The sequence below is a fragment of the Hylemonella sp. P2_B10 genome (assembly GCF_056404875.1).
In genome coordinates this window covers 602,766-628,130 of record NZ_JBFUDE010000001.1, presented here as the reverse complement: position 1 = coordinate 628,130, position 25,365 = coordinate 602,766, and the positions used below count along the sequence as shown (strand labels likewise).

Here is a 25,365-nt window from a genome sequence, read left to right as displayed (position 1 = left end):
CCTACGCGTTGTTTGTCCAGGCGCTGACATTACTTTTTGTGATGGCGAACTTACAGTTTGTTGCAAGGGGCAGAGAAGGGGGACGCGTACAGCGCGCTTCACTGCCAACAGCATCGTTTCATTCGCATTAAAAGGCCGCCATGAACCAGCAGATCAAGACTGTGATCAGTCGTCTCCAACAGTTCGTCGTGAGCGAGAACTTTCCCGCCCCGCGCGACGCGCCGCTGAAGGAGGAGCGCCTGCCATTCACCGTGAAGCTGGTGCGCAACGCCGCTGACCTGGGCAAGGCCGTGAAGGTGCGCTACAGCGCCTATGCCCGCCACCTGCCCGAGTTCGCCGAGACGCTGAAGGCGCCGGAGGCCCTGGACATGGAAGACGGCGTGGCCATCCTGCTGGCCGAGTCCAAGCTGGACGGCTCGCCGTTGGGCACCATGCGCATCCAGACCAACCGCTTCCGCCCATTGTGCCTGGAGCAGTCCATCGAGCTGCCGGCCTGGCTGCAAAAGCGCCCGCTGGCCGAGGCCACGCGCCTGGGTGTGACCGAAGAGCGCGTGGGCCGGCTGGTGAAGACGGTGCTGTTCAAGGCCTACTTCCAGTACTGCCAGCAGGCCGGCATCGAGTGGATGGTGATTGCCGGCCGCTCGCCGATAGACCGCCAGTACGAGCGCCTGTTGTTTGACGACGTGTACCCCGGCAGCGGCTTCATCCCGCTGCGCCACGCCGGCAACCTGCCGCACCGCGTGATGTCGTTCAACGTGCAGACTGCCGAGGCGCGCTGGACCCAGGCCAACCACCCGCTGCATGGTTTCGTCTTCGAGACGCACCACCCGGACATCCTGTTCTCCAACGAGTCCGCCGTGCGGACGCGCCGCCCCGCGCTGCCGCCGTTCCAGGTCATGGAAACCAGCTACCCCATGTGAACCTGGCAACTGGACGGGCTGTATGGAAAAGGCTGTCTTCGGGCAGCTTTTTTCTTTGCGGATGTGGGTTTTATGCGACGTAACAACAGTTTGCAGCGGTTTGTTCAGAATACTGTGAGTAAAAACAGCTGTGATCACTGCCATTTATCCTAGGGGCTTGAATTTGCAGGATAAATCGTAGGTGACACATGATGATTTTGTTGCAACCCAATGATTTATATGTCGTTTCCTGAGAACTTTTTTTAGCCCAAGGCTTGCCCGCCGGGTCGCGCCAGTGTAAGTTCCAGACCTCGGGGTCTTTTCCCCGTGGCAAAACTATGCGTTGGAAGACCATCTTCGTCGTCAAAGGGGCCGGGTGATGTTGTTGAACCCTGTTCAGCGAATGCGTCAGCACCTGCTGCGGGCCAGCAATGGGCTGGAAACCATCCTGTACGTGGTGGGGACCTATGCTTTGCCGGTGGCCATTGTGCTGATTTCGGCCTTGGCACTGTTCGTCTGGAACACCGAATACCCCAGCGAAGGTGGCAACCCCCTGCAGATCCGTGTCGCCAAGGGCACCAGCAGCGCCCTCGAACCCGCGCAAGGCCTGGCCCTGGTGCAATCGCAGCCGTTCAGCTCGTATGTCGATACAAAGCTGTCGGAAGAGCCCTTTTGGCTGATGTTCGAGACATTTAATGTCAATGGCAATGCGCAGCAGGCGGTCGAATTCCCGTCGCGCCATGCGCTGGACATCAGCTGCTGGGACGCCAAGACGCTGCAGCCCTTGGGCAGCGGCAACCGGCACGGCACCTTTGGTGAGGTGTCCACCGCCAAGGCAGGCTTCTCGCTGACGCTGCCCGTGGGGGCCAGTGGCACCCAGGTGCTGTGCCGCTCCTCATCCGTCGGGCCCGCGCGCATTTCCGCCCGCCTGTGGCCGGTGGCCGCGCTGGACATATCGGCGCTGCAATTCCACCGCAATTCCGGTCTGCTGGATGGCGGCATCATCATCCTGGCGCTGTTCGTGATGGTCACGGCGCTGATCAACCGCTCGGGCATGTACGTGCTGTTTGCCGCCTGGCTGGTGGTCAACCTGCGCATGGCCGCACTGTCGGCCGGCTGGGACACGCAGTGGCTGGGCCAGTCGGTGCCCTATGAATGGCTGATCCAGGGCCGACTGGTTACCACCTCGCTGTACTACACGCTGACGGTGGTGTTGTTCACCTGCCTGTTCCGCGACGACTTGCAGCGCGTGGGCTACCGCGGCCTGCTGGCCGCCGCGCAGTGGAGCTGCGTGCCGCTGCTGGGCCTGTCGTTCTTCCTGCCCTTCGCCTCGTTCCTGCCCATCATCTGGGTCTCCACCGGCATCGCCATTCCGGTGCTGGTGTTCCTGCTGGTGCGCATCCTGATGAAGACACGCTCACGCGTGGCCATGTGGTACAGCGCCTCCATCGGTGTGACGCTGTTCGCCAGCCTGTCGGAAGTGATCGCCGCGGCGCTCGGCATCAAGGGCCTGGTCACATCGGTCAACAGCGTGACGGCGGCGTTGTCCAGCAGCCTGCTGGCGGCGTTGGCCATTGCCGAACAGATGCGCCAGGACCACCGCCAGTGGCTGGACGCCAAGGCCGAGCTGGAGCACACCTTCGAGGCCATGCCGGTGGGCATGTTCACGCTGGACATGCAGGGCCGCTTCATGAGCGCCAACCCGGCGCTGCTGAAGATGCTGGGCCACAACGTGCTGAAGTCCGGCGGGCACTCCTGGCGCGACTACTTCGAGCCCGGCGCCTGGACCCTGTTGCACCACCAGTTGCACAACCACCCAGGTACCGAGCTGGAGATCAACGGCAAGGCGCAGCCCGGCGTGCTGGTGCCCAACCGCTATCTGGTCAATGCCACGCTGTCGCGCGACAAGATCGAGGGATCGCTGCAGGATGTGACCGAAAAGTCGCGCGCCACCGAAGAGCTGAATTTCCTTGCCAACAATGACCCGCTGACCAAGGTGCTGAACCGCCGTGGCATCGAGAAGGTGCTGGCTGCGGCAATTGCCGGCCTGGCCGACGGCCGCCCGCTGGCGTTGGCCTACCTGGACCTGGACCGTTTCAAGCTGATCAACGACCTGTACGGCCACGTCGCCGGCGACGAGGTGCTGCAGCAGGTTTGCATACGCATCAACAACATGCTGTCGGGCGACCTGCACATTGGACGCGTGGGCGGTGACGAGTTCGTCATCGTGCTGCCCGACACCAAGATCTCGCTGGCCACGCTGATCTGCCAGGGCATCGTCACCAGCCTGGGCAATGTGCCCTACAAGGTGGGTGACCGTGCCTTCCACGTGCGCGGCTCGGTGGGCCTGATCGAGGTCAGCGCCGGCATGCAGTTGAAGGACGCCATCTCCACCGCCGACCGGGCCTGCCGCGACGCCAAGACCGGCCAGGGCGATGGCTTGGTGGTGTACGAGCGGTATGCGGTGGCGTTGCAGAAGCACGAGGCCGAGTTGAAGCTGGTGGCCCAGTTGTCCACCAGTTCGGCCACCGACGGCCTGTACCTGGAGATGCAGCCCATCATGTCGCTGACGGCGCCGCACGAGTCGCTGAACTTCGAGGTGTTGCTGCGCATGCGCGACCCCAGCGGCAAGATCGTGCCGACCGACCGCATCATCGCCGCCGGTGAGAACAGCGGGCGCATGGGCATGATCGACCGTTGGGTGCTGTCCACCACGCTGGCCTGGCTGAATTCCAACTACGACAAGATCAAGCACACCAAGTTCGTCTGCATGAACCTGAGCGGCGCGTCACTGAACGACGAGAAGTTCCTGCAGGACGTGTATGCCATGCTGGAGCTCAACACCCACATCGCCAGCCAGCTGTGCCTGGAGATCACCGAGAGCGTGGCACTGCACGACCTGAACAATACGCGCCGTTTCGTTGAGCGCGTGCGCGGCTACGGTGCCAAGGTGGCGCTGGACGACTTCGGCGCCGGCTACACCTCGTTCTCGTACCTGAAGGACTTGACGGCCGACCTGCTGAAAATCGACGGCAGCTTCATCGTCAACATGAACCACCACCCGGCCAACATCGCCATCGTCGAAGCCATCGTCAGCCTGGCCAAGAACCTGGGCATGAAGACCATCGCCGAATGGGCAGAAGACAATGCCACTGTGCAGACGCTGGCCGAGATCGGCGTCGACTACGTGCAGGGCTACGCCGTGGCGCGCCCGCAAAGCCCGTCAAAGCTGCTGGCGGCCGATTCCTCAGCCAGCTTCATCCAGGACGAGCAGCTGGCGTTGTACGCCTTCATGATAGGCAAGGCCGACAAGGTGCTGGCGCAGGTCGACCTGTTCGCCGACCCGGCCGCGGCCAAGGCCATGCACTGACAAGTTTTCTCTGGGGTGTGAGTTATTCACGGCGGCGTCAAGCCGCCGTTTTTTTGCCCGTCACCTGGTGCCCAGATTCTCGGCCAGGAATTTCTCCAGTTCGCGGAAGAACTGCAGGCGGTGCTCGTACACATTCATAAGGTAGTCGCCGGACTCCTGTTTGACGAAACGGTGCGGCACGTTGGCGGCGGACAGGGCCGCATTCATTCTCTCGCTCTGGTCGATCGACACCCGCCGGTCATTGCTGCCATGGACCAGCAACACAGGGACCTTGATCTGTGCTGCCAGGAAGCCTGGCGAGGCCGCCTTCAATTTCTCGGGCTCCAGCGCTTGGGTGCCCATGCGCGACTCCGTGACGTCAAGACCGAACTGGTAGTAGCCGCGCGTTCGAACGAGTTCCACCAGATCGCTGGGGCCGGCATAGCTGGCCGCGCAGCGGAACAGGTCGGGGGTCTTGGCCGCCGCCATCATCGCGGCATAGCCGCCTTGGTTGCCGCCGACGGCGCAAATGCGCTTGGGATTCGCGGTGCCCTGTGCCACCAGCCATTGAACGGCATCGCTGACGTCGTCACCGTAGCCAAAATAGCCGCGCGAGTTCAGCAGCAGCACTGCGTAACCTCGGTTGGCCAGGAATTGAGCCCACAGGTTGAATCGGCCGTCGAACGTATACTGCGGCCCGCCTTCCAGCAGCAGCACTGCAGGCAGGTTTTTGGCCTCCATGTCCTGCGGAAGCGTCAGGTATGCGTTCAGGTTGGCTCCGTCACGGGCCTTGATGGTGACCTGCTGTCGCGGAGAGATGGCCTGGGGCGTCAACGCCGGGTAGGCCGACGCCAGCAGCCCCAGGCTGTTGGCTTTGTCGTCGCCCAGGTAGAACTCCGGCGGCGTGTTGGGGCTGGTGGAATGCACGATGTAGCGCGTCTCGTCTGCGCTGGTGCTGTAGATGGGGTTGTAGCGGTTGGGCAGCGCCTGGTCCAGGGTGGCGGCCCATTCCTTGTGGCCGGAGTCCCAATAGTTGGCTGCCGTGTTGCCGACAATGGCCGCGCCCCCGCCAAGGCCCACAGGCTCCCGGCTCTTGCTGGAGTAGACCACGCTGCCGAACAGGTTCCGGTTGTCCGCCAGCTTGACGGTCTTGTTGAGTTGGGGGTCGCGCAAATCGACCGTGAACACCGCGCGGCGGCCACCGTTGTCGGCCAGAATGAAGAGCTGGTTCGGGTCCATACCGAAGCCCAGCGGCTGCACGCTGTCGCGGCTGCCGTCCTTGTAGGCCCACAGTTTTCGCCAGTTCTTGCCGTCCGGATCACAGGCATGGATCTCAATGTCGGCCCGGTTCTGCATGATGCCTAGCCGCACCTGGTGGCTGCGGTCCACCATCCAGGTGTGGAAGTTGGTGCGTGGGCCGAATACGTGGGTGCGGGTGCCAGTCTCCACGTCCAGGCTGTAGACCACCTTGTCCGGGTTATAGGTTTTGTTCTGCTCGCTGGGCAGCTGGTCCGCCAGCGCGATCAGCACGTGTTTGCCGCCGTCAACGTCCACGTCGATGACGTCATCCTGAAATTGCGGTTGGTAGTCGCCCTTGAAGCTGTTGGGTTTCATCAGGTTGATGACCTGGCTACCGTCCACCTTGGCGGACAGCAGGCGCGTCTCATCCGTGTCGGTGCCCCCAACGCCGCCGGCCACGTTGCCCATGCGGCGCTTGGCGGCGAACTGCGTGGCGACCAACAGGCGATCGTTGCCTACCCATTGCAGCCACTTGAAACCGTACTGCTTGTTGTCGGTGGACATCAGGCTGACTCGCTTGCCATCTTTGCCCAAGCCCTGAACCATGATGCTGGTGGTGCCTTCGTGATTGACCATCATCGCCACCTTCTGTCCGTCGGGTGACAGTTCCGCCGTCTTCACCACCGGCAGGGTGGCGAAGGCCTCCAGCGGCAGTCTGGTGGCTGCGATGGAAAACGGTGAGAGCACGGTGAGTGCGAGCGCCAACGCGAGCGGCGAAAAACGCGTGTCGTGAAAATTTGCCATCCCTGAATCCTCCGTGAGCGTGATCTTGGCAGGGCAAGGGCCTGCCTTGTGCTGGGGAGTTTATATGGGAAGTCGCATTGCGCCGTTGCCGCAGCCCGCATCGCGGTTTGGGCCATCCTGCAACGGGCTCAAAGTGAAAAACCACGCTACCAAAAAGATAGCGTGGTTTCCAGTTGCCTTGCGGCTTGTAGTGGCTCCCCAACCGGGCCTCACTACGAACCAAAAAACTGCACATACCGCGTCCTGTACTTTGGCGTGTGCCGGTTCGGTTGGCGGCTTGACAATGGGGCTGTCGGACGGTCTACTCCCCCGGACTCGCAAAGGGAGATATCAATGGCTGAAAGAGACCGGCAGCTCAACACCATAAAAACCCGATTACAAGGAGCGCCGCAAAAATCAGCGTCCAACTATGAAGGTGCCAAGAACATAGCAACAATCTTTTCGGCGCTTGCCATTCCAATTGTGCTGACCGTGGCCGGCTACTTCATTCAGCGGCAACTCGCAGATGAAGGAATCAAGAAGGACTACGTGGCCATCGCGGCGGGGATATTGAAGGAAAACCCTGCAAACCAAGAGCCGGAACTTCGTGTTTGGGCAGTGAAGGTCCTAGATGACAATGCCCCGGTGCCCTTTTCCAAAAAGGCTCGGTCAGGCCTCCTGTCCGGACCAATCAACTACGTTCCTCTTTGGCCGGCCTTTCGAGGAGCGCCCCAGGGCTGCATGGTGCGGTCAAAAGCCAAGGACCAACTTAACCCCGGAATCAGTGTTCTGGTTAAGGACATGCCGGACTTGGCACATCAGGCACTATACGATCGACTGAGAGGGTTTCTCCAACTGGTCATCGATGACCATGAGGAGCACCAGAAAAGTGAGGCCCGCCTTACGTGCCTGCAGGACATGATGGACTTATTGGAAAAATCGGACATTGAATGGCGAAAGACAGTAGGGGCAAAGTCAAGTAAAGAGCTAATCGAAGAGCATGATCGACGGGTCCTAGCAGAGAAAGCCGCCGCCAAAGCGAGTGGCGCAGTGTCCAGCCCGCCTTCGCTAGCCAAAAAGGTGAAGTAGATCGCGGGCCAGCATCCACCAAAGTGGGTAAAGGCTGGCCGCTTGCACAGAAAAGCGTGTCTTTTGCCTGCTAAATTTGCATCCAACTCCTTTGTAGGACGGGCTCTGTTACATATAGTGAGACGGCCAACAGGAGTTGTTGAAAAAATGCCCGATGAATCTCGCCTGCCTCTGTCACATGTCACTCATCAAGAACTGCTTACCTTACACACCGACGTTTCCAGCAGCACCAAAGCCCTTGTGGCGCTCTCAGCGCTGCTGCTGCGACACCACCCTGGCCCTTTACCCGCCGAGCACGCCCAAGGCGTGGCACACCTGATAGACGGCGTGCTGCTCCGCTTGGGCAGCGCTGAAGAAACCGCCGCTTTCGTGGCCGGCCGGCCCCAATAACGACAACTCGAGGAGGATGCATGCCCATCGCAGGCAGCGCGACCATGCGCGACTCATTCAACCGCTTTGCCGCCGCGGCTTATGCGCACTTCACCGCAGACCCAGCAGCTGCTCACGGTGTGACCATCACCCTGCAGCTGGACGTCGGCTGCATGCTGGCCAGCTCCGCCGGCTTGGAGCTGCGCTTCAGCCACCTGCTGAGTCTGGACGGCCAGGCGGCGGAGCGGATCCTGGTACTGTTCCTGAACCCGCAGCACATGCCGGGCCCGGCCATGCTCGGCACCGTTGGCGCCGATGGCGTGGCTGATGCGCCAGGCATGGTGCTGCACTGCCTGCGACACGCCGCTGAGCTGGACCGGGCCAAGGCGCCCACGGTTCCAGCCTGAGTTTGCTTGTTTTGCTGCCAGGGCCGCCCTACAGTGGGCGCGCGCCTGGTTTCGGACGGCCGGGCGCAGTCTCCTTGATCAGCTTCCGAAGAGCTGATCCTTGACCCGGGCGGGGCTGGCTGACAACGGCCAACTCCGCCCCTTTTTATGTCCGCGCCATCCGGCCACCATGGCCGCCACGATGGCCAAGAAGGACTGGACTGCAAAGCTCACCACCGTCACATTCCGGTGTGGCGGGTGCAAGCGCGCGTTTGAGGGCGAGCCGGACATAGTAGAAGAGACGGCCGACCCCGAGCAGGCCTACCACCCCTACCTTTACTACGCCGACTGCCCGCACTGCACAGCAAAGCTGCAGCCGCAGGCAAGCAATGAGCGCGCGCTGTTGAAGGCCCATCAGATGTGCACCGGGCCCCGTACGCCGGAAGGCATCAAGGCAAGTGCCGAGAACATCAAAGGCCACCCCACGCCCAGCGAGGCGCTGCGCACCCGCTTCAATGCCATGAAGCACGGCAACAGCGCACGCACCGCCACCTATTTCCCCGCGAAGCCAGGTAAATACGCTTGGTGCGAGACCTGCAACGTTGACCAGGCTTGGTGCGCCACCCAGGCCGCGTGCGAGCGGCAAACCCGCATCTTCATGATGCACCACGCCGCCTTTGAACAGCGCAACCCCAAGCTGCTGACCGAGATCCATGGCGAGACGGTGGCCGCCATCACCGCCACCCTGCAGATCATGCTGCAGCAGGTGCTGGGCGACGGCGTGGTGCTGCGCCACCCCAAGGTGGAGCTGAGCCGGGAAGGCGTGCCGGTCACGCTGAGCTACGAGGACGCCGAGGGCGAGAAGCACTTCATTGAAGAGCTGCACGCCCACCCGCTGCTGAAAATCATCACCGACTTTTCCACCCGGCTGGGCATCAACATGTCTGACCTGGGCATGACGCCCAAGCGCGCGATCGAGGAAGAAGAGAGCCTGGCCGGCAACCTGGGCGGCCCCACCAAGGCATTGCCGGCAGATCTGGAGGCCTTCCAGACCAAGATGGTAGAGGCCATGGCCGGCGCGCGCCAGCTGCTGGCCAACAGCGCCGCAGCCACGCGCGCCGACCCGGTGCTGGTGGAGCACCTGGCCAGCGGGGCGGAGGACTGAACCATGGCCGACCGCGTCTCCGCCGCCCAGCGCCGCAAGAGCTCCATCGTGGCCGAGCGCGAGCTGATGCGCTTCACCGAGCCGGTCGGCGGCATCCGCCCGCACTCGCTGTGGCACAAGAACGTGCACGGCGTCACGCTGGACCCCATGCAGCTGCTCAAGTTCCAGGAGATGGACGAGCACCCCAACACCGTGGACGTGAGCTGCCGGCGCACCGGCAAAACCTTTGGCAAGGAGATGCACAACCTGGAAGTGCTGGCCACCACCCCGCACCAGGAGCTGGGCATCGTCGCGCCGCGCATGCAGCAGAGCCAGAACAACCTGAACTACATGATCGACGCCATCCGACGCAGCCCGGTGCTTGAGGCGTTTATCGACTACAAGCAAGGCCGCCCGCAGCTGCGCGACACCGGCTTTGCCTTTGCCAACCGCAGTAAGGCCGGTGCCTACGGCATCATGAGCCAGATCGACGGCGACTCCATCACCATTGCCGACATTGAAGAGGTGGACGACATGCCGCAGGAGCGGCTGCTCAGCCGCTTCCTGCCCATGCTGGGCTCCGCCAGGCGCCCGGGCGCTGACGGCATCAAGTTCAAGCCCAGCGTGCGCATCACCGGCGTGTTCAAGGGCGCCGACGTGCTGCAGGCCCTGATCGACAGCGAGCAGTACAAGCTGCTGCCCATCGTCAACCTGCACCTGGGCGTGCAGATGGGCATGGTGGACGCCAGCTGGGCCGAGCAGATGCGCGCCCAGCAGATGCCCGAGGAGTACTTGCGCCAGTTCCTGGGGCTGAACATCAAGGCCCGCAACTGGATCTGGGAGCAGCACATCCGCCGCGCCAGCTCGCTGGGGCTGGAGGTAGGCCTGCAGCGCGCCGGCCCGCTGCCAGGCATGCGCTACAAGCGCCGCGGCTTGATCGGCCTGGGGTATGACCACACCGGCCACGGCGAATCGCCCGAGGCCTCGCGCAGCGCGCTGGTGATTGCCGAGACCATGGGCGAGTGGATCACCTTCCCCTTTGTGCGCACCTGGCCGCCCGGCACCAGCGACACGGTGCTGGCCCAAGACCTGATCGCCATCTGGGACTATTTCCGCCCCGACCATGCCTATGGCGACGCCTACGGCGTGGGGATGATGACCACCGTCAACGACCAACTCTTCCGCCAGGGCCTGACGCACATCAACCGCAGCACCATCAACGACGGCGACAGCAATGCCAGCGCGTGGGATCAGTGGGCCTTTGCTCCCATCCGCTTTGATGGCCCCAACAAGCACACTATGGCCAGCGAGCTGCGCAGCGTTTTCCACCACAACCGCGCCGCCTTCCCCTACGTCGACACCAACGACGAGACCGAGCCGCCCGAGTGGCTGGCCTTCTGCCGCCAGCTGGGCAATGTGAAGGCGCTGCCCACCAAGGTCAGCTACAGCAGCTTCAAGATGGCCGACCCCAAAAAGGGCGACGACTTGTTTGACGCCGCCTGCGCCGCCGTGCATGCGCTGGTGACCCGGGGCATGCCCGACAGCGCGCCCGCGGCCATCGAGCAGCGCAAGAGCACACGGGAGGCCCTGCTGGGCGAGCCCGCCGTGATCGATTTTTGACCCCCCGCAACCACCCAAGGAGCACACCATGCTGAAACCCCTGAAGAGACTCTGGACCCAGGCGATCGCCATCGCCGCCATCGGCCTGGCCGCGCTGGCCAGTAGCTGCACCGTGCCCAGCGCCATGTCGCTGGCCACTGTCGCTGCGCCTGCGGTGGTGGCCACCGCTGCCTTTGTCAGCGCCACGCCAGCTAACGCGGCCGCGCTCAGCGACTACCTGGAAAACAAGCTCATAGACCATGTTTTCCGGGCCACCAGCTACACCGCGCCCGGCACCATCTATGTGGCGCTGTACACCAGCTCGTGCAGCGACAGCGCCGGCGGCACCGAGGTGGCCACCGGCAGCTATGCGCGCGGGTCGCTCGCGGCCGGCACCAGCAACTGGGCCAACACCCAGGCCAGCGGCACCGGCGCCAGCACCGGCACCAGCGGCACCACCAGCAACAGCGTGGCCATCACCCTGCCCACGCCCACCGCGGGCTGGGGCACGGTGACGCACCTGGGCCTGCTGGACGCCTCCACCAGCGGCAACCTGCTGGTGTGCACGGCGCTCACCACCAGCAAGACCATCAACACCGGCGACACCGTCACGCTGCCCATAGCCAGCCTGACCGTGCAGCTGGACAACTGAGCCCAGCCACCATGAAAAAAACCATCTGGAGCCTGCTGGCGGTGTGCGCGATCGCCGCCCTGCAGGCCTGCGCCACAGCCCAGCCGGCACCGCCGGCGTCGGCGCCACAACCTCTGGCCGCCAGTGCCAAGGCCTCGCGCATCGTCACCACCGCCACGTTGGCGCTGGCAAACACTTGTGAGGTGGACGTGGCCGCCGACTATACGGCGGTGATCGCCTCGCGCCAGCGCGCCACCCGTCTGCTGACAGAGCGACGTATCACCGTCGCCCAGGCCCAGCAGGTGCAGGACTTGGCCGACGCCGCCCGGGCCCGCCTGGTGGCGGCGTGCCCTGACAAGGCCGCCACCTTCAAACCGACCGAGCGAGACGCCGCCCGCGCGGCGCTGACGGCCATTTCCACCATCCTGGAGGGCCAGTAACCATGAACCTCGCACAAGTGCGCCTGTTGGCGCAACACCTGAGCCAAGTGGTTGCAGCGGCCGACGAGGCCGGCGCCGACGAATCGACCCCGGTCGATCTGACGCGAGGCCTGCAGCAGCTGGACGACGCCGCCCGCGACGAGCTGGCGGCGGCGATCAAGGCGGCGGAGTAACCGGCCATGACACCAGCACAGCTGGCAGCGCTGGAGGGCATCAGGGGCCGCCCCCTCACGCCTGACGAGGTGGCGGCCATTGAGCCCTACATTGCCGACCCAGACAACCGCAACGACGTGAAGATCACCGAGCTGCTGTCTGCCGGCCGCACACGCATCGAGACCCGCATGATCGGCGAGCGCGGGATCGTGGATGCGCTGGACGTGGAAGACGGGGAGGCCTGTGTGGCTGCGCTGGAAAGCTTTGCGGCCAACGCCCCGCCGGGCAATCACCCCCTGGCCACCAAACATGCTGGTATCAAGCGGATGGTGGCTTGGCTGAAGACGGACGCAGGCCTGGATATCGGGAACGCCAAGGCGCACTTGCTGTTGAACGCGCTGGCACAAGTCGGCGTGTTGCAGCAGGCATGGGTGAACGTCCTGATCGCGCTGACGCTGAAGCCCGATCCGTTCCCCATGGCCGAAGTCAGCTACCGGCTTAACGTGGCTGACGGGAGGATGACGCTATGACCAACGAGACCAAGGTCTTCCTGGGAACCGTACGCGTGTTGGAGGCCAGCGGCGCCAGCATCACCAATGGCTCGGTTGTGCAGGCGGACGATGCCAGCAACAACCGCGACAGCGGCAGCGATGGTGTGGGCTACCCAGACGCTGAGTTTTACCTGTCCTGCACCTTCGCCACAGCGCCCACCGAAGGCGCTGTGTTGTCCCTGTACGCCAGGCCGCTGGACATTGACGGGACCAATGATTCGGAGGTGCCCGAGGCCACGCGGCCCACGATCTTCATTGGCAATTTCGTGGTGAACAACGTCACCAGCGCACAGTATTTGCCCTTGCAGGGGATGTATGCGCGCGACATTCCAAAGCTGGCGGACTACTACATCCACAACAACGGCACGGGCCAGACCGTCAGCAGCGGCTGGAAGCTGCAGCTGGTGCCGCGCACGCGTGGGCCGGCCTGATGCCAAACGTCTCCAGTCAGCGGCTGCATGCGCGCGTGCCTAGGCACGCGCCGCGTATTGCCTGGAGCAATCCGCGCGCGCATGGCATCGTCGCTCTGATCAATCCTTCAGGGGGTTGGGTGGATGCTTTTAATGGTGGTTTGATGGCGCCTAGCAACGCCCCGGTACGCGCAAACGAAGGCATCACCACCAACGGAACCAACAACTACATTGCTCGGGCGCCCACCACCGGCGTGGCCTGGTGCGACAACCTGACGATCATCGTCATCACCACCCCCAGCGCCGTGGGTGTGGGCAGCTGCTCGCCTATTGTCAGCATGGCGGTTGCCGGCGTGGGGCGTGGTGGCGGTGGCATTGGCGTCAATTCCAGTGGGCAGCTTGTAGGCACGGCCACCACCAGCAATGGAACGTTCTACTGCACAGGCGGTTCGTCAGTGGTTGGCACGCGTTGCGTTGGTGCCATGCGCAAGCATGTCACCGACACCACCAAATTTGACGTGTGGCTGGGCCTCACCAAACTGGGATCCAACAGTTGGACAGGCAACGCCGCTTATGGCGGCGCCTCAGCCTGGGAACTTGCCGTCGGCCGTGGCCCGGGCAACGACATCAATGGCGCAACACAATACGGCGCCGCAACGACGGAACTGATCATTGTTTTTGGCCGGTGGGTCGGCGACACCGAGCTGCGTGAAATCCTCGCAGATCCGCTGCAGTTGATCCAGACCGACGACGACGAGGTGTTTTTCCCGTCCGCTGGTGCTGTCACTCTGGCGGCCAACGCCATCGCGCAGGCTGCTGCTACAGGCGACTTGCTCAAAGGCGTCACCCTCGCTGGTGCCGCGCTGGGTGTTGCTAGTGCCACCGCCGGCATAGCCAAAACCGTCTCGCTCACGGCGACCGCAGTGGGCCAGGCTGGCGCCACCGCTGACCTGGCTAAAACGGCCAGCCTGGGCGCCACCGCCGTGGCCACCGTCACCGCTACCGGCCAGGTGGACCTGCAGGTGAGCCTGGGCGCCGCAGCTGTGGCGCAAGCCCTGGCCACCGCCGGCATCACCGTGGGCAAGCCATTGGGCGCCAATGCGGTGGGCCAGGTGGGCGCCACTGCAGATTTGTCCGTCACCGGCGGCGGCACCGTCAACCTGGCGGCCAATGCCCTGGGCAATGCCGGCGCCACTGTCAGCCTGAACCTAGTGGTCAACCTGTCCGCCGCGGCCGTGGCCCAGGTCACGGCCAGCGCAGATCTGGGCGGTTCCGCCAACCTGGCCGCGCAGGCCATTGGCAACGCGCAGGCCAGCGCCGGCATCCAGGTGGCCAAGCCGCTGGGCGGCGCCGCGGCGGGCCTGGGCAGCGCCGGCGCCAGCCTGTGGCTGCAGGTGCCCCTCACGGCCCAGGCGCTGGCCCAGGGCGGCGCCGGCGCCGGCCTGCAGCTCACCGTCACCCTGGGCGCGGGCGCGCTGGGGCAGGGCGGGGCTGGTGCTGCGCCCGTGGTGGCCTGGAAGCTGGCCGCCAATGGCGTGGCCGTGGCCACCGCCGGCGCCGGCCTGCAGGTTTTCTCGCCCGTGCTGGGCAAGGCCACGCTGGTGGGGCGCGAGCCGCGGCGTGCCTTTGCCGGGCGCGAGCCGCGCCGCAGCTTCGCAGGCCGCATCAACGCATGAGGAGCACCGCGCCATGAACCTTGAACCCCTGGGCCCGCTGGATCCTGACGAGCTCAAGCCCGTCACCCTGCCGTTTGCCCGCCAGCTCGCCGGCGCCACCATCGTCACCGTGGACTACTTCCGCATCACCGTGAAAAAAGGCACCGACGCGGACCCGCAGGGCATGGCCTTTGGTCTGCCGGTGCCCGTGGGCACGGATGTGGCTCAGCGCATCGATCCCACCGGCCACCCGCCGGGCACCGTCTACAAGCTCAAAGCCCGCGTGATCGACAGCAACGGCAACAAGCACGTCTCCACCGACGATCTGCTGGTGGACGAGCTGTAAGGACCCCCACACCATGAAACTCCGCACCCTCGCCAGCAGCATGGCCGCCAGCCTGGGCACCCGGCTGCAGGCCATGTTCACCCCGCCCAGCAACAGCCTGGAGCGCGGCCACCGCGTGGCCAGCGACATTGCCATGCAGCGCGAGATGCGCCAGGCCATGTTTGTGGACTACGACCGCCGCGCGCTGGTGGACACCATCCGCAAGATGGACCAGCAAGACGGCCGGGTGAAAGAGATCCACCGCCGCGTCTCCAGCGACCTGGTGCGCGGCGGCCTGGTGATGCAGGTGACCGGCGAGTCTGCCGAGGGCAAGGCCCTGGCCGAGGAGTGGAAACAGTTTGCCGCCCGCCTCAAGCTCACCAAACAGGCCAAGCTCAAGAGCGACGCCGCCGGCTTTTTGAAGGAGGGCAATCTGGCCCTGCAGCTGGTGCTGGACCAGGCCAACAGCGTCACCGACGCCGTGCGCATGCCCAGCGACACGCTGGTGCCCATCGTCGCCCCGAATGGCCGCTTCAAGGACCCCGCGCACGCCTTCGAGCAGCGCGATGTGATGACCGGCAAAATGCTGGCCAGCTTTGCCGCCTACCAGCTGGTGCTGGCCCGGCTGGATCCAGACAACTACGACGATATGGGCAGCATGGGCCGCCCGTTCCTCGATGCGGTGGCCAAGACCTGGCGCAAGCTGATGATGACCGACGAAGACCTGGTCATCCGCCGCCGCACCCGCGCCCCCCTGCGCCTGAGCCACGTGCTGGAGGGCGCCGACGACACCGCACTGGCCGCCTACCGCAAGACCACCGAGGGCGAGAAGGGCGAGATCACCACCGACTTCTACAGCAACCGCAAGGGCGGCGTCACGGCCGTGCAGGGCGACGCCACGCTGGGCGACATTGAAGACGTGGTGCACCTGCTGGACACCTTCTATGCCGGCACGCCAGCGCCCAAGGGCCTGTTTGGCTACGTGGGCGATCTGAGCCGCGACGTGCTGGCCGACCTGAAGCAGGCCTATTTCGAAGCGCTGGACGGCATCCAGGACGAGATGGCCGACGCATACGACGCCGCCTTTCGCGTGCACCTGCTCTTCCAGGGCAAAGACCCGGCGCCCGACGCCTACACCCTGCGCTTTGCCGAGCGCCGCACCGAGACCACCAACCAAGTGGCCGACCTGGCGCTGAAGTGGCAGGCCTTGGGTGTGCCGGATGACGTCATCTTCACCATGATGGGCATGGACCCCACCCAGATCCGCGCGCAGCGCGAGGCGCAGGCCAAACGCCGCGAGCCTTACCCCGACCCTGGCGCCGCCGGCGGCACGCCGCCCATGCCTGGCGGCGTCACCATCACCCCCGGCCAGGCCGGCAAGGGCCAGAGCGCCACCCACGTGCCCACGCCAGGCACCCACCACGGCCGCGGCCGCTGAGCCGCGTGGCCGACAGCACCGCCGCCGCCATCCGCCGCGCCAGCCAGCAGGCGCGCAATGCCATGCAGGCGCTGGACATGCGCGCCATGGCCGAGCTGGACCACCTGTATGAGACCGCGGCCGACCAGGTGCGCGCCAGCGTGCGCGCACAGGCTGAAGGCGACGGCAGCGTGTCCGCACAGCGCCTGCGCGCGCTGCTGCAGCAGATTGACGACATCATGGACACCTTGCACGCCCAGCGCGGCCAGCTGCTGCAGGGCGCCATGGGCCAGGCGGCCGAGCTGGGCGTGCGGCCTTTCACCGCTGCCGGCCTGGGCGCCACCGGTCGCACCGTGCCGGCCGTGCTGGAGGCCGCCAGCGCCTTCCGCATCAGCCAGGAGGCGGTGCGCGCCGTGCAGGCCTTCACCGCGGCGGATGGGCTCAAGCTGAGCGACCGCGTCTGGGCCCTGACCAGCGGCGCCAAGGAGGTGCTGCGCCGGCAAATCAGCCAGGCCGTGGTGTCCGGCTGGGACGCTGCCAAGGCCGCGCAGCAGCTGGTGATGGAAGGCCAGCCGGTGCCCCTGGACCTGCAGCAGCGCATGGCCGGCGCCCAGGCCAGCGCGGTGGTGAGCGCCGCCGACGTGTTGACCGACAGCGACGGCGAATATTTCAAGGCCGAGCGCGTGCTGCGCACCGAGATCAACCGCGCCCACGGCACCGCCTACATGGCCAGCGCGGTGGAAGCGCCGGGCTTTGCCGGCTTTCGCTTCCTGCTCAGCCCGGCCCACCCGCGGCCCGACATCTGCGACCTGTTGGCCCGGCAAAACCTGCATGGCCTGGGCGAGGGCGTGTACCCCGACGCCGAGAGCTGCCCCTGGCCCGCGCACCCCAACACGCTCAGCTTTGTGGTGGTGGTGTTTGAGAGCGAGATCAGCCAGGCCGACCGCGACGGCAAGGAGACGCCGCTGCAGGCCCTGGGCCGCATGGCGCCCGAGCTGCGCCGTGGCGTGCTAGGGCCCACCAAGGCCGAGTACTTCGACAAGGGTCTGCTCACGCAGGCGATGATCCGCGCCAACGTCAGCGCGGTGGATGAGCGGCTGGCGCGGCAAAGTCTCGCACCGGCAGGCGGATAAGCGGCCGCTGGAACACCGGCACGCAGCGCCACACCTGGTGCCATTTGGTGGACTTGCTGGCCTTGTAGCCGCCGCGCACGTCGGTGTGTTCCAGCCCGGAGATCTCGACCCACTGCGGCAGCACCACCAGCTGCGCCGGCTCAATGCACGGGAAGATGTAGTCATAGTCCGGCGTCATCAGCCGCGCCAGGTACACGTTGACCCATTCGATGCGCCGGCTGTACGCCAGCTGGCCCACGCGGCCGCCGGCCTTGGCCACGTCAAGCGGCAGGGGCTCGCCGCGCTCTCTCATTCGGAAGACTCGGTATAACACTGTATCAATATACAGTATTTGGGTTGGGCGAGGCCTGCAACAATGCCGCATGCTTGATTCAGCTGAAGCCGCCCTGTACGGGTCTCTCATTGGTGGGTTGATGGCCGTCATTGCCGGCGCAGTCACTCAGGTCTTGGTGCACCGGTTCACTGCGGAGCGCGAGCGCAAAGCCCTCCTTCGAGAAAAGGCTGAAAAAGTTTTCGTGCTGCTGGAAGAGTACCGCACATGGGTGTATCGGGAGATGGAATCGCCCAAGTCGGAACACGAAACGCCAACTAGCCCGAGTCACGAGGCGCAAGCGATCATCGGTCTTTACTTCCCCACTGCGGCCCCATTGTCTGAGGCGTTGAAAGTGCAGCACGGGTTGCTGGCAGACGTTGCTTTCAAAATGCATGGCGGCGAGCCCAAGCCTAGCGACGCACAGGTGTCCGCTGCATTGCAGGCCCACACGATGGCCCTTAGCGCGCTGAAACGCCATGTGATTGAAGAGGCCAGGGCCGTGTAGCGCCCACGCGGCCAACATCCCCCCTTTTTATGTCCCCCTGAACCGGGAAAACTGCCTCTCGTCGGCTAGACCGATGACGAGGCAACATGCAACTTCCCACCACTGCCGGACGCCACATCAAGCTGGAGGAACCCAAGGCCACGTATGGCCTGGCGCGGTTTCTCACGCACAGCTTTGAGCTGGCGCAAGAGACGAAAGCTGGCGCGCGCAAGTGGGTGACGTTGACCCGGACGGGCGACTTCACCGACCCACGCTACGGCAAGTTCTCCATCACCCCGGCCTTGCTTCAGCAGATGGTCAGCAACTTCGACAAGAAGGTGCTGGGCCAGGACGTCGCCATCGACGTCAGCCACCGCCCCAGTGACGGTGCCGCGGGCTGGATCCGCGAGCTGAAGGTGGAGGGCGACAAGCTGCGCGCGCTGGTGGAGTTCACGCAATACGGCATCGATGCCGTGCAACAGCGTGGCATGAAGTACTTCAGCGCCGAGTACCACGAGGCCTTCAAGGACAACGAGAAACAGCAGTCGCACGGTTGCGTGCTGCTGGGCGCTGCCCTGACGCCTCGGCCAGTCATCAAACGCCTGGACCCTGTTGCGCTTGCTGAGAGCGAGCACGACGAACCCATCCGCACGGCCCTTTCGCCGCAACTGATCAAAGAACTTTCGGAGTCACACGCCATGTACGCTGAACAACTGAAAACCAAACTGCTGGCCTTGGGCCTGCCCGCCGACCTGGTCACCATCATGGTGGCCGAAGCTGTCAAGCAGCTGGAGGCCGTGAAGGACGACCAGGCCAAGTGCCTGGCCGTGGTGGACGCTTTTGTGAAGACCGGCACCGACACCGTGGCCGCCCTGAAGGCCGCCGCCACCGGCAATGGCAATGGCGGCCAGCCCGTCACCATCACCCTGGCCATGCCCGGCCAAACCGTGGACGTGGACGGCGCCGTGGCCCGGGCCCTGGCCGAGCGCGACACCGCCGCCGCCACTGCCAAAACCACGCTGGAAGGCAAGCTGAAGCTGCTGAGCGATACCATCGCCGCAGAAAAGACGCTGACGCCCGAGGGCGTGGTCAAGCTGGCCGCCGATGTGGTGCCGCTGATCTCAGCCAACACCAGCGACGACCAGGTGAAGGCCCTGGCCGCCCTGCAGCTCAAGGGCTGGAACAGCCTGAACGCCGCGCAAAAGCTGGTCACCCTGGGCTACACCTCGCCCAGCGGCACTGTGCACATCACCGTGGACAGCTCCAACAGCGTCAAGGCCCTGCAGGCCGAAGTGGACAAGCGCCTCGGCCTGGATGACGACAAGGACAAGAAGCGCTTCCAGGGCACCAACGGCATTCTGTTGGAAGCCAATCGCAAGTTTGCGGAAAAGGCCCTGGCCCAGTTTGACTCCGACCCCGAGCGCGCCCAGGCGCTGCACGACGAGCACAAACGCCTGGCCGGCGGCGTGGGTGTAGGGGCAGACGTGGCCGTGCCCACGATTGCCGAGCGCACGGTGGTGCGCGAGGTGCTCTACAACATGATGAGCCTGGAGCTGATGGACGTGGGCACCGCGCCTTACGCCAACACCATCAGCATCCCTTACAGCTACCGCGACCTGTCCGCCGCCGGCGTGAACAACCTGCGCCGCTACGAGCGGCAGGGCATCAAAAAGGGCGGCGTGATCCAGACGCAAGAGTTCACCTACCCCATCCCGCAAAAGCTGGCCTTCCAGCTCAGCTCCGAAATCAGCATGCTGGTGGGCGCCAGCGTGATCAACTGGGAGCCGATTGCCGAGAACATGAAGAACATGATCCGCATCGTGGGCGAAGACGCGGAGATGATCAACCTGAACGAAATCGCCCGCAGCTCGGACGAGTTCACGGTGGTGGCAGTGGTTGGCGAAGTGCGCACCGCCGACGTGCAGGGCACCAACAAGATCTTCCCCCTGGCCAACTTCCCGGTGGTCAAGCCGCGGCAGTTCTTCGATATCACCGGCGCGCAGGTGGGCACCACCGTCAACCCGATCACCGTCACGCTGAACGGCGTGCCGCGCACCGAGTACATCTTGCCGGCTGACGGCTCCGCGCTGGGCGCCGGTACCTACTGGGTGATGGACTACAACCTGGGCGAGCTGCGCTTTGTGGACCAGACCGGCGCGGCCGTGGTGCCCACCAATGCCTGGCCGCTGCTGGTCAGCTACAGCTACAGCACCAACGCCAGCAAGTTCAGCACGGACCTGGGTGGCGCGGACGTGGACAAGTTCTGGGACACCTTCCTGTACACCCTGGGCGCTCGCAAGGCCTTGGTGGAGGACGCCCGCTTCTACACCGCCGACATGATGCTGATGAGCGGCAACGTCAACAACTCGGTGGCCCAGGCCAAGACGTTCCAGGCCAACAGCGCACGCATCGCCACCGGCCTGGCCAGCGATGGCAGCGTGGGCAAGATCAAGGACATTGACGTGTGGCGCCCCAAGGCCCCGGGCACGCTGTTCGGCGACACCCGCGTGGTGCTGGGCCAGCGCGGCGTCAGCCGCTTCCGCATGGTCAAGCCCTGGGAAGTCACGCCGCTGGAGCAAGCGCGCAACACCAATGGCGAGTTCATCGACGCCAAGGAAGCCTTTGGCACCCAGTACATCGGCTCGCACACGCCCACGCAGCTGAAGGGCTCCAAGACCAGCGTGATCCTGTACAGCGCCACCGGCCGCGTGGCCCGGGTCAACTAACTGAATACACCACCCCGCGCGGCAGTCGCCCCCGGACAGTGCCCAGCTTGCTGGCGCTGTCCGGGTAGGGGTGAAACAGGAGACCCACCATGCTGAAGTACATCCAGAACACCGGCACCGAGATCATGTACATTCTCGGCCAGATGATCCTGCCCGGTGAGGGCGCCCACGTGGACGTGCCGCATGAGGCAGAGCCGCAGCCGGAGGAGCCAGCGGCCCCAACGCTGGCCGACGAGGTGAAGCTGGAGCTGAAGAAGTCGGTCAAGGACCTGGTGGCCGGCCTGGCCACCTACAACGACGACACGCTCACGCTGATGGTGGCACTGGAACAGCAAGCCGCCTCGCCCCGCACCTCGCTGCTCAGCCCGCTGCAGGCCGAGGTTCTGCGTCGCGCTGACGCTGCCCTGACGGCCGGCCAGACCGGCGGCGCCCAGTCCGAACCCGGCAGCGAGGGCGGCAACGACACCCAGCCCGGCGGCGGCACCAGCGACCAGCCCTGACCCCACCCACCCGCAAAGCACGAGCCCACCATGTCCGACCCCATGGCACTTGACGGCCTGGTCAGCGACCTGAAAACCTCGCTGACCGACACGGCCAGCAAGTTTCAGACGCCTGACGACGGCGACTTCAAGCGCTTCCTGCAGCTCGCGCTGCCGGACATGGCCTGGAAGCGCCCGCTGACCCGCCTGGGCCAGGTGGACCTGGTGGCGGGCAGCCCGCGCTACGCGCTGTCCAATGTGGACGGCTTCTTCAGCCTCAAGAGCCACATCTGGGGCGCCGGCGTCAGCCTCCCCAAGCCGTGGGACGACGGCCACCCCGGTGCCATGCCGCGCGTGCAGGCCCAGCGCGACGAGGGCAGCTTCTGGCTGGACTTTGACCCCGCCCCCACTTGCGCGCAGATCGCGCTGTTTGGCAGCGTGTTCAAGTTCTACTACCTGGCCAACCACAGCATTTCCGCTGAGACCGGCGACGGCACTACCGTGCTGCCGGCCGACCGTGGGCTGCTGCTGCTGCGCGCCCAGGCCGAGGCCATGAAAGAGCTGGCCATCCGCAACGTCAGCAAGCCCGTGCAGATGCGCGACGGCATGACCAGCGCCCCGCGCAACAGCACCCCCACCGCGCTGCACCAGTCGCTGCTGCAGCAGTTCCAGGAGGCCCACTGATATGGCCGCCAGCCAATCCAGCGTCAACAGCACCCGGCTCGTCGCCAGGCTGCGCGGCTGGTCCGCCGCGGCCGAGATCGAGGTGGGCGCCGAGCTGGAGCAGTTCGCGCACGAGATCGCCGCGTGGATGCGCGTGCACGTGGCCAAGTTCCGCAGCCTGCTGACCAACGCCATCTCGGCCACCAAGAAATCCCCCTTCTGGTGGGAAATCGGCCCCCTGGGCGTGGACTATGCCGAGGCAGTGGAAAAGGGCGTGCCCGCCGGCGGCAAGGGCCTGCCGCGCTTTTTTGACCCCGCCAGTGCCAGCATCGTGGCCTGGCTGGAGAAGCAGCCGCGCAGCGGCTTTGTCGGCCCCGCCAACCGCTGGGCCAAGCCCAAACGCAAGCCGCGCGTGGGCAGCAAGGGCATGCAGGCCGCCATGCTGGCCCTGCGCGACCGCTACGAGGGCCTGGCCTGGCACATCCGCCACTTTGGCGTCAAGGCCCAGCCCTATGTGGCGCCGGCGCGCGAGCAGTTCCGCCCGCTGCTGGGCCCGCGCGTGGCCGCGGCGCTGGCGCGCGTCAACACGGGGGCGGCATGACCAACCCCACCGGCAACGTGCTGGACCTGAACCCGCTGTTTGACACCATGGTGGCCAGCCTGACCACCAAGCTGCCGGACCGTTACGTGGGCCGCTCACTGCGCACGCCAGACGATTGCGCTGCCAAGGAGCTGCTGGGCGGCGTGCTGTGCGTGCTGGCCGATGGCGGCGCCATGTTCAGCCGCACACGCGGCCGCGAGGCCCAGGCCGGGCAGATCGACTTCACCGTGGTGGGCTATGTGCAGCTCACCGAGGAAAAAGGCTGGGCCCCGGCCGACATCGAGCGCGCCGAGCTGGCCATGGTCAACGACGTGCTGCGCTGGGTGGATGAGCTGCAGCCCGGCGAGCTGGATCTGGGTGGCAAGGCCATCTACCCCGAGGCCTGGCGCGGCAGCAAGCAGATGGAGGCGCCATTCGGCTGGTTCGTGATGGCCGTCGCGCTCAAGTAACCCCTTTTCTGGAGAAACACCATGGGAAAAACCACCGACACCCAAACGCAGGCCGACACCGGCAGCGACACCACCGGCGCGCCGGCCCCGGCCCCTGCGCCCAGCCCTGCAGCCGCTCCGGCCGCGCAGGCCAAGGAGCCCGTGCCCCCCGGCGACCACGCCTGGACGGGTGACGAGTTCCACGGCCAATACGGCACGTTCGTGTTCGATCCCGCCACCGGCAAGCGCACCCGGGTGCCCGAGCCCGAATAAGCGCCGCCCGCGCACGCCACCCCCACACATCGCAACTTCTAGGAGCCCACCATGCCGACCAAAAGCCTCAAGAACACCCTGCTGCTTGCCAAGGTGCAAACCGTGCTCGGCACCGACCCGGTGCCCACCGCCGCCGCCAACAGCATCCTGGTGCGCGCCTACACGCCCAAGCCGCTGAGCGCCGAATTCGTGGAGCGCAACAACATCCGCGGCTTCAAGGGCAACTTTGGCAAGCTGGCCGTGGGCGTGCACCGCGAATGGGACTTTGAGGTGGAGATGGCCAGCGCCGGCGCCGCCGGCACCGCGCCCAAATTTGGGCCGCTGATCAAGGCCTCGGGCTTTGCTGAGACCATCTCGGCCGGCACCAGCGTGGTCTACAACCTGGTGAGCAGCGGCGAGCCCTACATCACCCTGTATGGCTACCTGGACGGCCTGCTGTTCAAGATGATCGACAGCAAGCTCAGCTTCTCGCTGGAGCTCAGCAGCAAGGCCATCCCGGTGCTGAAGTTCAAGGCCATTGGCGAGTACTCCGCCGTGACCGACGTTGCCTTCCCCACCACGCAAGACTTCACCGGCTGGCAAATGCCCCGCACCGTGGGCAAGGTCAACACGCCCACCTTCTCGCTGCACGGCATTGCGCCCGGCATGCAGAACCTGACCATCGACCTGGCCAACGCGCTGCAGTATCGCGACCTGGTGCAAAGCGGCGGCGCCGCCAGCCCAGACCGCAGCCCTGGCGGCAGCGTGTCGTTCGAGATGCCCAGCGTGGCCAGCCTGGACATTGCCGAGCGCGTGCGCCTGGGCACCACCGGCGCCATGCAGCTGATCCACGGCGTGGGCGCCGGCAACATCGTGCAGATCGACGCGCCCGCGGTGCAGTTCACCGCCGAGCCCGACATCAACGACGACAACACCGTGGCCATGGTGAACACCAGCTTCAGCCTGAACCCGGTGACCGGCAACGACGAGCTGGTGCTGACCTTCAAGTAAGCGGCACGGCGGCGCCTGCGCCGCCTGGCCAACCCCCAGAGCCCAACCACAACAAGGAGTCCCCCATGAGTTTTAAGCGCAGCGTCTCGCCCACTTTCAAAGCTGAGGTCACTTGCAAGGTGCCCGATGAAGCCGGCAACTACACCACCAACACTTTCACGGCCACGTTCGCCCGGCCCAAGACCAGCGAAGTGCCGGCATTGCGCAACCTGTCCGATGAGGACCTGGTGCGCAAGCAGGCCACCGGGTGGGACCTGAAGGACGCCGACAGCAATGACGACGTGCCCTTCAACAAGGCCGAGCTGGAGACCGTGCTTCAGATCCAGCCCAGCCCGCGCGCCATTGCGCTCGCCTTCTGGGAGCAGCTGAACGGCGCACGCGCAAAAAACTAGCGCTGGCTGCTCTCCACTGGGCTGGTCTGGACCAGCCCAGCCAAGAGGAGCCCGCAGCACAGGCGCCCGTGGTGGACGAGCACGCGCTGGAGGCCATGGAGGCCTTTGGCGTGCCGCCCGAGCTGATTGCCAAGGAGCGGGCAAAAGCGCTGCCCAGCACCCCGGCCAAGCCAGCCGACCCGGAGTGCGAAGTGTGGGAGGAGAACTGGCCCAGCTGGTTGTTCTTCCTGAAGGTGCAGACGCAGTGGATCTGGACCAGCGGCATGGCGGTGGTGCGCATGGGCCTGAACTATCCGGCCGTGGAGAGCACCCTGCGCATGGCGGGCATCCCGCGCCGGCAGTGGCCGGCCCTGCTGGATGACCTGCAGGTGATCGAGGTGGCGGTGTTGGACGGTGAAACCAAGGCGAGAGCCGAGCAGACCAGGGACTGAAAGACGGCAATGT

The 25,365-nt window shown here is 65.3% G+C and carries 27 protein-coding genes; 25 read left to right on the top strand and 2 right to left on the bottom strand.

Features of this window, described 5'->3' with window-relative positions:
• Positions 1 to 140 precede the first annotated feature (140 nt).
• Together AC1DX2_RS03045 and AC1DX2_RS03040 are read left to right on the top strand one after the other, a co-directional pair.
• A complete protein-coding gene (locus AC1DX2_RS03045) occupies positions 141 to 920 on the top strand; it encodes a hypothetical protein (RefSeq protein ID WP_477194808.1) in 780 nt (259 codons plus the stop codon).
• A 382-nt stretch (positions 921 to 1,302) separates the two neighbouring features.
• A complete protein-coding gene (locus tag AC1DX2_RS03040) occupies positions 1,303 to 4,269 on the top strand; it encodes an EAL domain-containing protein (RefSeq protein WP_477194807.1) in 2,967 nt (988 codons plus the stop codon).
• A gap of 60 nt (positions 4,270 to 4,329) precedes the next feature.
• Here AC1DX2_RS03040 and AC1DX2_RS03035 read toward each other — a convergent pair whose 3' ends face one another.
• Positions 4,330 to 6,291 (bottom strand): alpha/beta hydrolase family protein, encoded by a 1,962-nt coding sequence (locus AC1DX2_RS03035; protein ID WP_477194806.1) that lies wholly within the window; start codon positions 6,289 to 6,291, stop codon positions 4,330 to 4,332.
• 333 nt (positions 6,292 to 6,624) lie between these two features.
• Here AC1DX2_RS03035 and AC1DX2_RS03030 point away from each other — a divergent pair, with 333 nt between their 5' ends.
• The 13 genes from AC1DX2_RS03030 to AC1DX2_RS02970 all read left to right on the top strand — a co-directional run bounded on the left by AC1DX2_RS03030 (position 6,625) and on the right by AC1DX2_RS02970 (position 17,572).
• A complete protein-coding gene (locus AC1DX2_RS03030; RefSeq protein WP_477194805.1) occupies positions 6,625 to 7,359 on the top strand; it encodes a hypothetical protein in 735 nt (244 codons plus the stop codon).
• Positions 7,360 to 7,769: 410 nt separating this feature from the next.
• Positions 7,770 to 8,135, top strand: a complete 366-nt coding sequence (locus AC1DX2_RS03025) for a hypothetical protein (RefSeq protein ID WP_477194804.1) — start codon at positions 7,770 to 7,772, stop codon at positions 8,133 to 8,135.
• Between the two features lie 169 nt (positions 8,136 to 8,304).
• Entirely contained in the window at positions 8,305 to 9,279 is a 975-nt protein-coding gene (locus AC1DX2_RS03020; protein WP_477194803.1) for a hypothetical protein, read from the top strand.
• Between the two features lie 3 nt (positions 9,280 to 9,282).
• A complete protein-coding gene (locus AC1DX2_RS03015; protein ID WP_477194802.1) occupies positions 9,283 to 10,878 on the top strand; it encodes a hypothetical protein in 1,596 nt (531 codons plus the stop codon).
• A 28-nt stretch (positions 10,879 to 10,906) separates the two neighbouring features.
• On the top strand, positions 10,907 to 11,509 hold the full coding sequence (locus AC1DX2_RS03010; RefSeq protein WP_477194801.1) for a phage tail fiber protein: 603 nt from the start codon (positions 10,907 to 10,909) through the stop codon (positions 11,507 to 11,509).
• 11 nt (positions 11,510 to 11,520) lie between these two features.
• On the top strand, positions 11,521 to 11,928 hold the full coding sequence (locus AC1DX2_RS03005) for a hypothetical protein (protein ID WP_477194800.1): 408 nt from the start codon (positions 11,521 to 11,523) through the stop codon (positions 11,926 to 11,928).
• A gap of 2 nt (positions 11,929 to 11,930) precedes the next feature.
• Positions 11,931 to 12,101: a hypothetical protein gene (locus AC1DX2_RS03000; RefSeq protein WP_477194799.1), complete on the top strand. Its 171-nt coding sequence runs from the start codon at positions 11,931 to 11,933 to the stop codon at positions 12,099 to 12,101.
• 6 nt (positions 12,102 to 12,107) lie between these two features.
• Positions 12,108 to 12,611, top strand: coding sequence for a hypothetical protein (locus AC1DX2_RS02995; RefSeq protein WP_477194798.1), 504 nt, complete (start codon positions 12,108 to 12,110; stop codon positions 12,609 to 12,611).
• Positions 12,608 to 13,063, top strand: a complete 456-nt coding sequence (locus AC1DX2_RS02990; protein WP_477194797.1) for a hypothetical protein — start codon at positions 12,608 to 12,610, stop codon at positions 13,061 to 13,063. Before AC1DX2_RS02995 ends, AC1DX2_RS02990 begins: the two co-directional genes overlap by 4 nt.
• Positions 13,064 to 13,206: 143 nt before the next feature.
• Positions 13,207 to 14,718, top strand: coding sequence for a hypothetical protein (locus AC1DX2_RS02985; RefSeq protein WP_477194796.1), 1,512 nt, complete (start codon positions 13,207 to 13,209; stop codon positions 14,716 to 14,718).
• A 13-nt stretch (positions 14,719 to 14,731) separates the two neighbouring features.
• Positions 14,732 to 15,043, top strand: a complete 312-nt coding sequence (locus tag AC1DX2_RS02980) for a hypothetical protein (RefSeq protein WP_477194795.1) — start codon at positions 14,732 to 14,734, stop codon at positions 15,041 to 15,043.
• A gap of 13 nt (positions 15,044 to 15,056) precedes the next feature.
• Positions 15,057 to 16,460, top strand: coding sequence for a hypothetical protein (locus AC1DX2_RS02975; protein WP_477194794.1), 1,404 nt, complete (start codon positions 15,057 to 15,059; stop codon positions 16,458 to 16,460).
• Positions 16,461 to 16,465: 5 nt separating this feature from the next.
• Positions 16,466 to 17,572, top strand: coding sequence for a hypothetical protein (locus AC1DX2_RS02970; RefSeq protein ID WP_477194793.1), 1,107 nt, complete (start codon positions 16,466 to 16,468; stop codon positions 17,570 to 17,572).
• On the opposite strand, the gene AC1DX2_RS02965 is transcribed toward AC1DX2_RS02970, so the two are convergent.
• Positions 17,517 to 17,864: a hypothetical protein gene (locus tag AC1DX2_RS02965; protein ID WP_477194792.1), complete on the bottom strand. Its 348-nt coding sequence runs from the start codon at positions 17,862 to 17,864 to the stop codon at positions 17,517 to 17,519. The two genes, AC1DX2_RS02970 and AC1DX2_RS02965, sit on opposite strands and share 56 nt — an antisense overlap.
• A gap of 70 nt (positions 17,865 to 17,934) precedes the next feature.
• Between AC1DX2_RS02965 and AC1DX2_RS02960 the strand changes: the two genes are divergently transcribed.
• From AC1DX2_RS02960 to AC1DX2_RS02915, 10 genes are all read left to right on the top strand, one after another.
• Positions 17,935 to 18,390, top strand: coding sequence for a hypothetical protein (locus AC1DX2_RS02960; RefSeq protein WP_477194791.1), 456 nt, complete (start codon positions 17,935 to 17,937; stop codon positions 18,388 to 18,390).
• Positions 18,391 to 18,476: 86 nt separating this feature from the next.
• On the top strand, positions 18,477 to 21,095 hold the full coding sequence (locus tag AC1DX2_RS02955) for a hypothetical protein (RefSeq protein ID WP_477194790.1): 2,619 nt from the start codon (positions 18,477 to 18,479) through the stop codon (positions 21,093 to 21,095).
• A gap of 89 nt (positions 21,096 to 21,184) precedes the next feature.
• Positions 21,185 to 21,595 carry a hypothetical protein gene (locus AC1DX2_RS02950; protein WP_477194789.1) on the top strand — a complete coding sequence of 137 codons (411 nt, stop codon included), beginning with the start codon at positions 21,185 to 21,187 and terminating at the stop codon, positions 21,593 to 21,595.
• Between the two features lie 30 nt (positions 21,596 to 21,625).
• Positions 21,626 to 22,258 carry a hypothetical protein gene (locus AC1DX2_RS02945; RefSeq protein WP_477194788.1) on the top strand — a complete coding sequence of 211 codons (633 nt, stop codon included), beginning with the start codon at positions 21,626 to 21,628 and terminating at the stop codon, positions 22,256 to 22,258.
• Between the two features lies 1 nt (position 22,259).
• On the top strand, positions 22,260 to 22,838 hold the full coding sequence (locus AC1DX2_RS02940) for a hypothetical protein (RefSeq protein WP_477194787.1): 579 nt from the start codon (positions 22,260 to 22,262) through the stop codon (positions 22,836 to 22,838).
• A complete protein-coding gene (locus AC1DX2_RS02935) occupies positions 22,835 to 23,287 on the top strand; it encodes a hypothetical protein (RefSeq protein WP_477194786.1) in 453 nt (150 codons plus the stop codon). The genes AC1DX2_RS02940 and AC1DX2_RS02935 overlap by 4 nt, the downstream gene beginning before the upstream one ends.
• Positions 23,288 to 23,308: 21 nt before the next feature.
• Positions 23,309 to 23,539: a hypothetical protein gene (locus AC1DX2_RS02930; protein ID WP_477194785.1), complete on the top strand. Its 231-nt coding sequence runs from the start codon at positions 23,309 to 23,311 to the stop codon at positions 23,537 to 23,539.
• A 51-nt stretch (positions 23,540 to 23,590) separates the two neighbouring features.
• Positions 23,591 to 24,529 carry a phage tail tube protein gene (locus tag AC1DX2_RS02925; protein WP_477194784.1) on the top strand — a complete coding sequence of 313 codons (939 nt, stop codon included), beginning with the start codon at positions 23,591 to 23,593 and terminating at the stop codon, positions 24,527 to 24,529.
• A 65-nt stretch (positions 24,530 to 24,594) separates the two neighbouring features.
• Positions 24,595 to 24,921 (top strand): hypothetical protein, encoded by a 327-nt coding sequence (locus AC1DX2_RS02920; RefSeq protein ID WP_477194783.1) that lies wholly within the window; start codon positions 24,595 to 24,597, stop codon positions 24,919 to 24,921.
• Between the two features lie 68 nt (positions 24,922 to 24,989).
• Positions 24,990 to 25,352: a DUF1799 domain-containing protein gene (locus tag AC1DX2_RS02915; protein WP_477194782.1), complete on the top strand. Its 363-nt coding sequence runs from the start codon at positions 24,990 to 24,992 to the stop codon at positions 25,350 to 25,352.
• Positions 25,353 to 25,365: the final 13 nt, after the last annotated feature.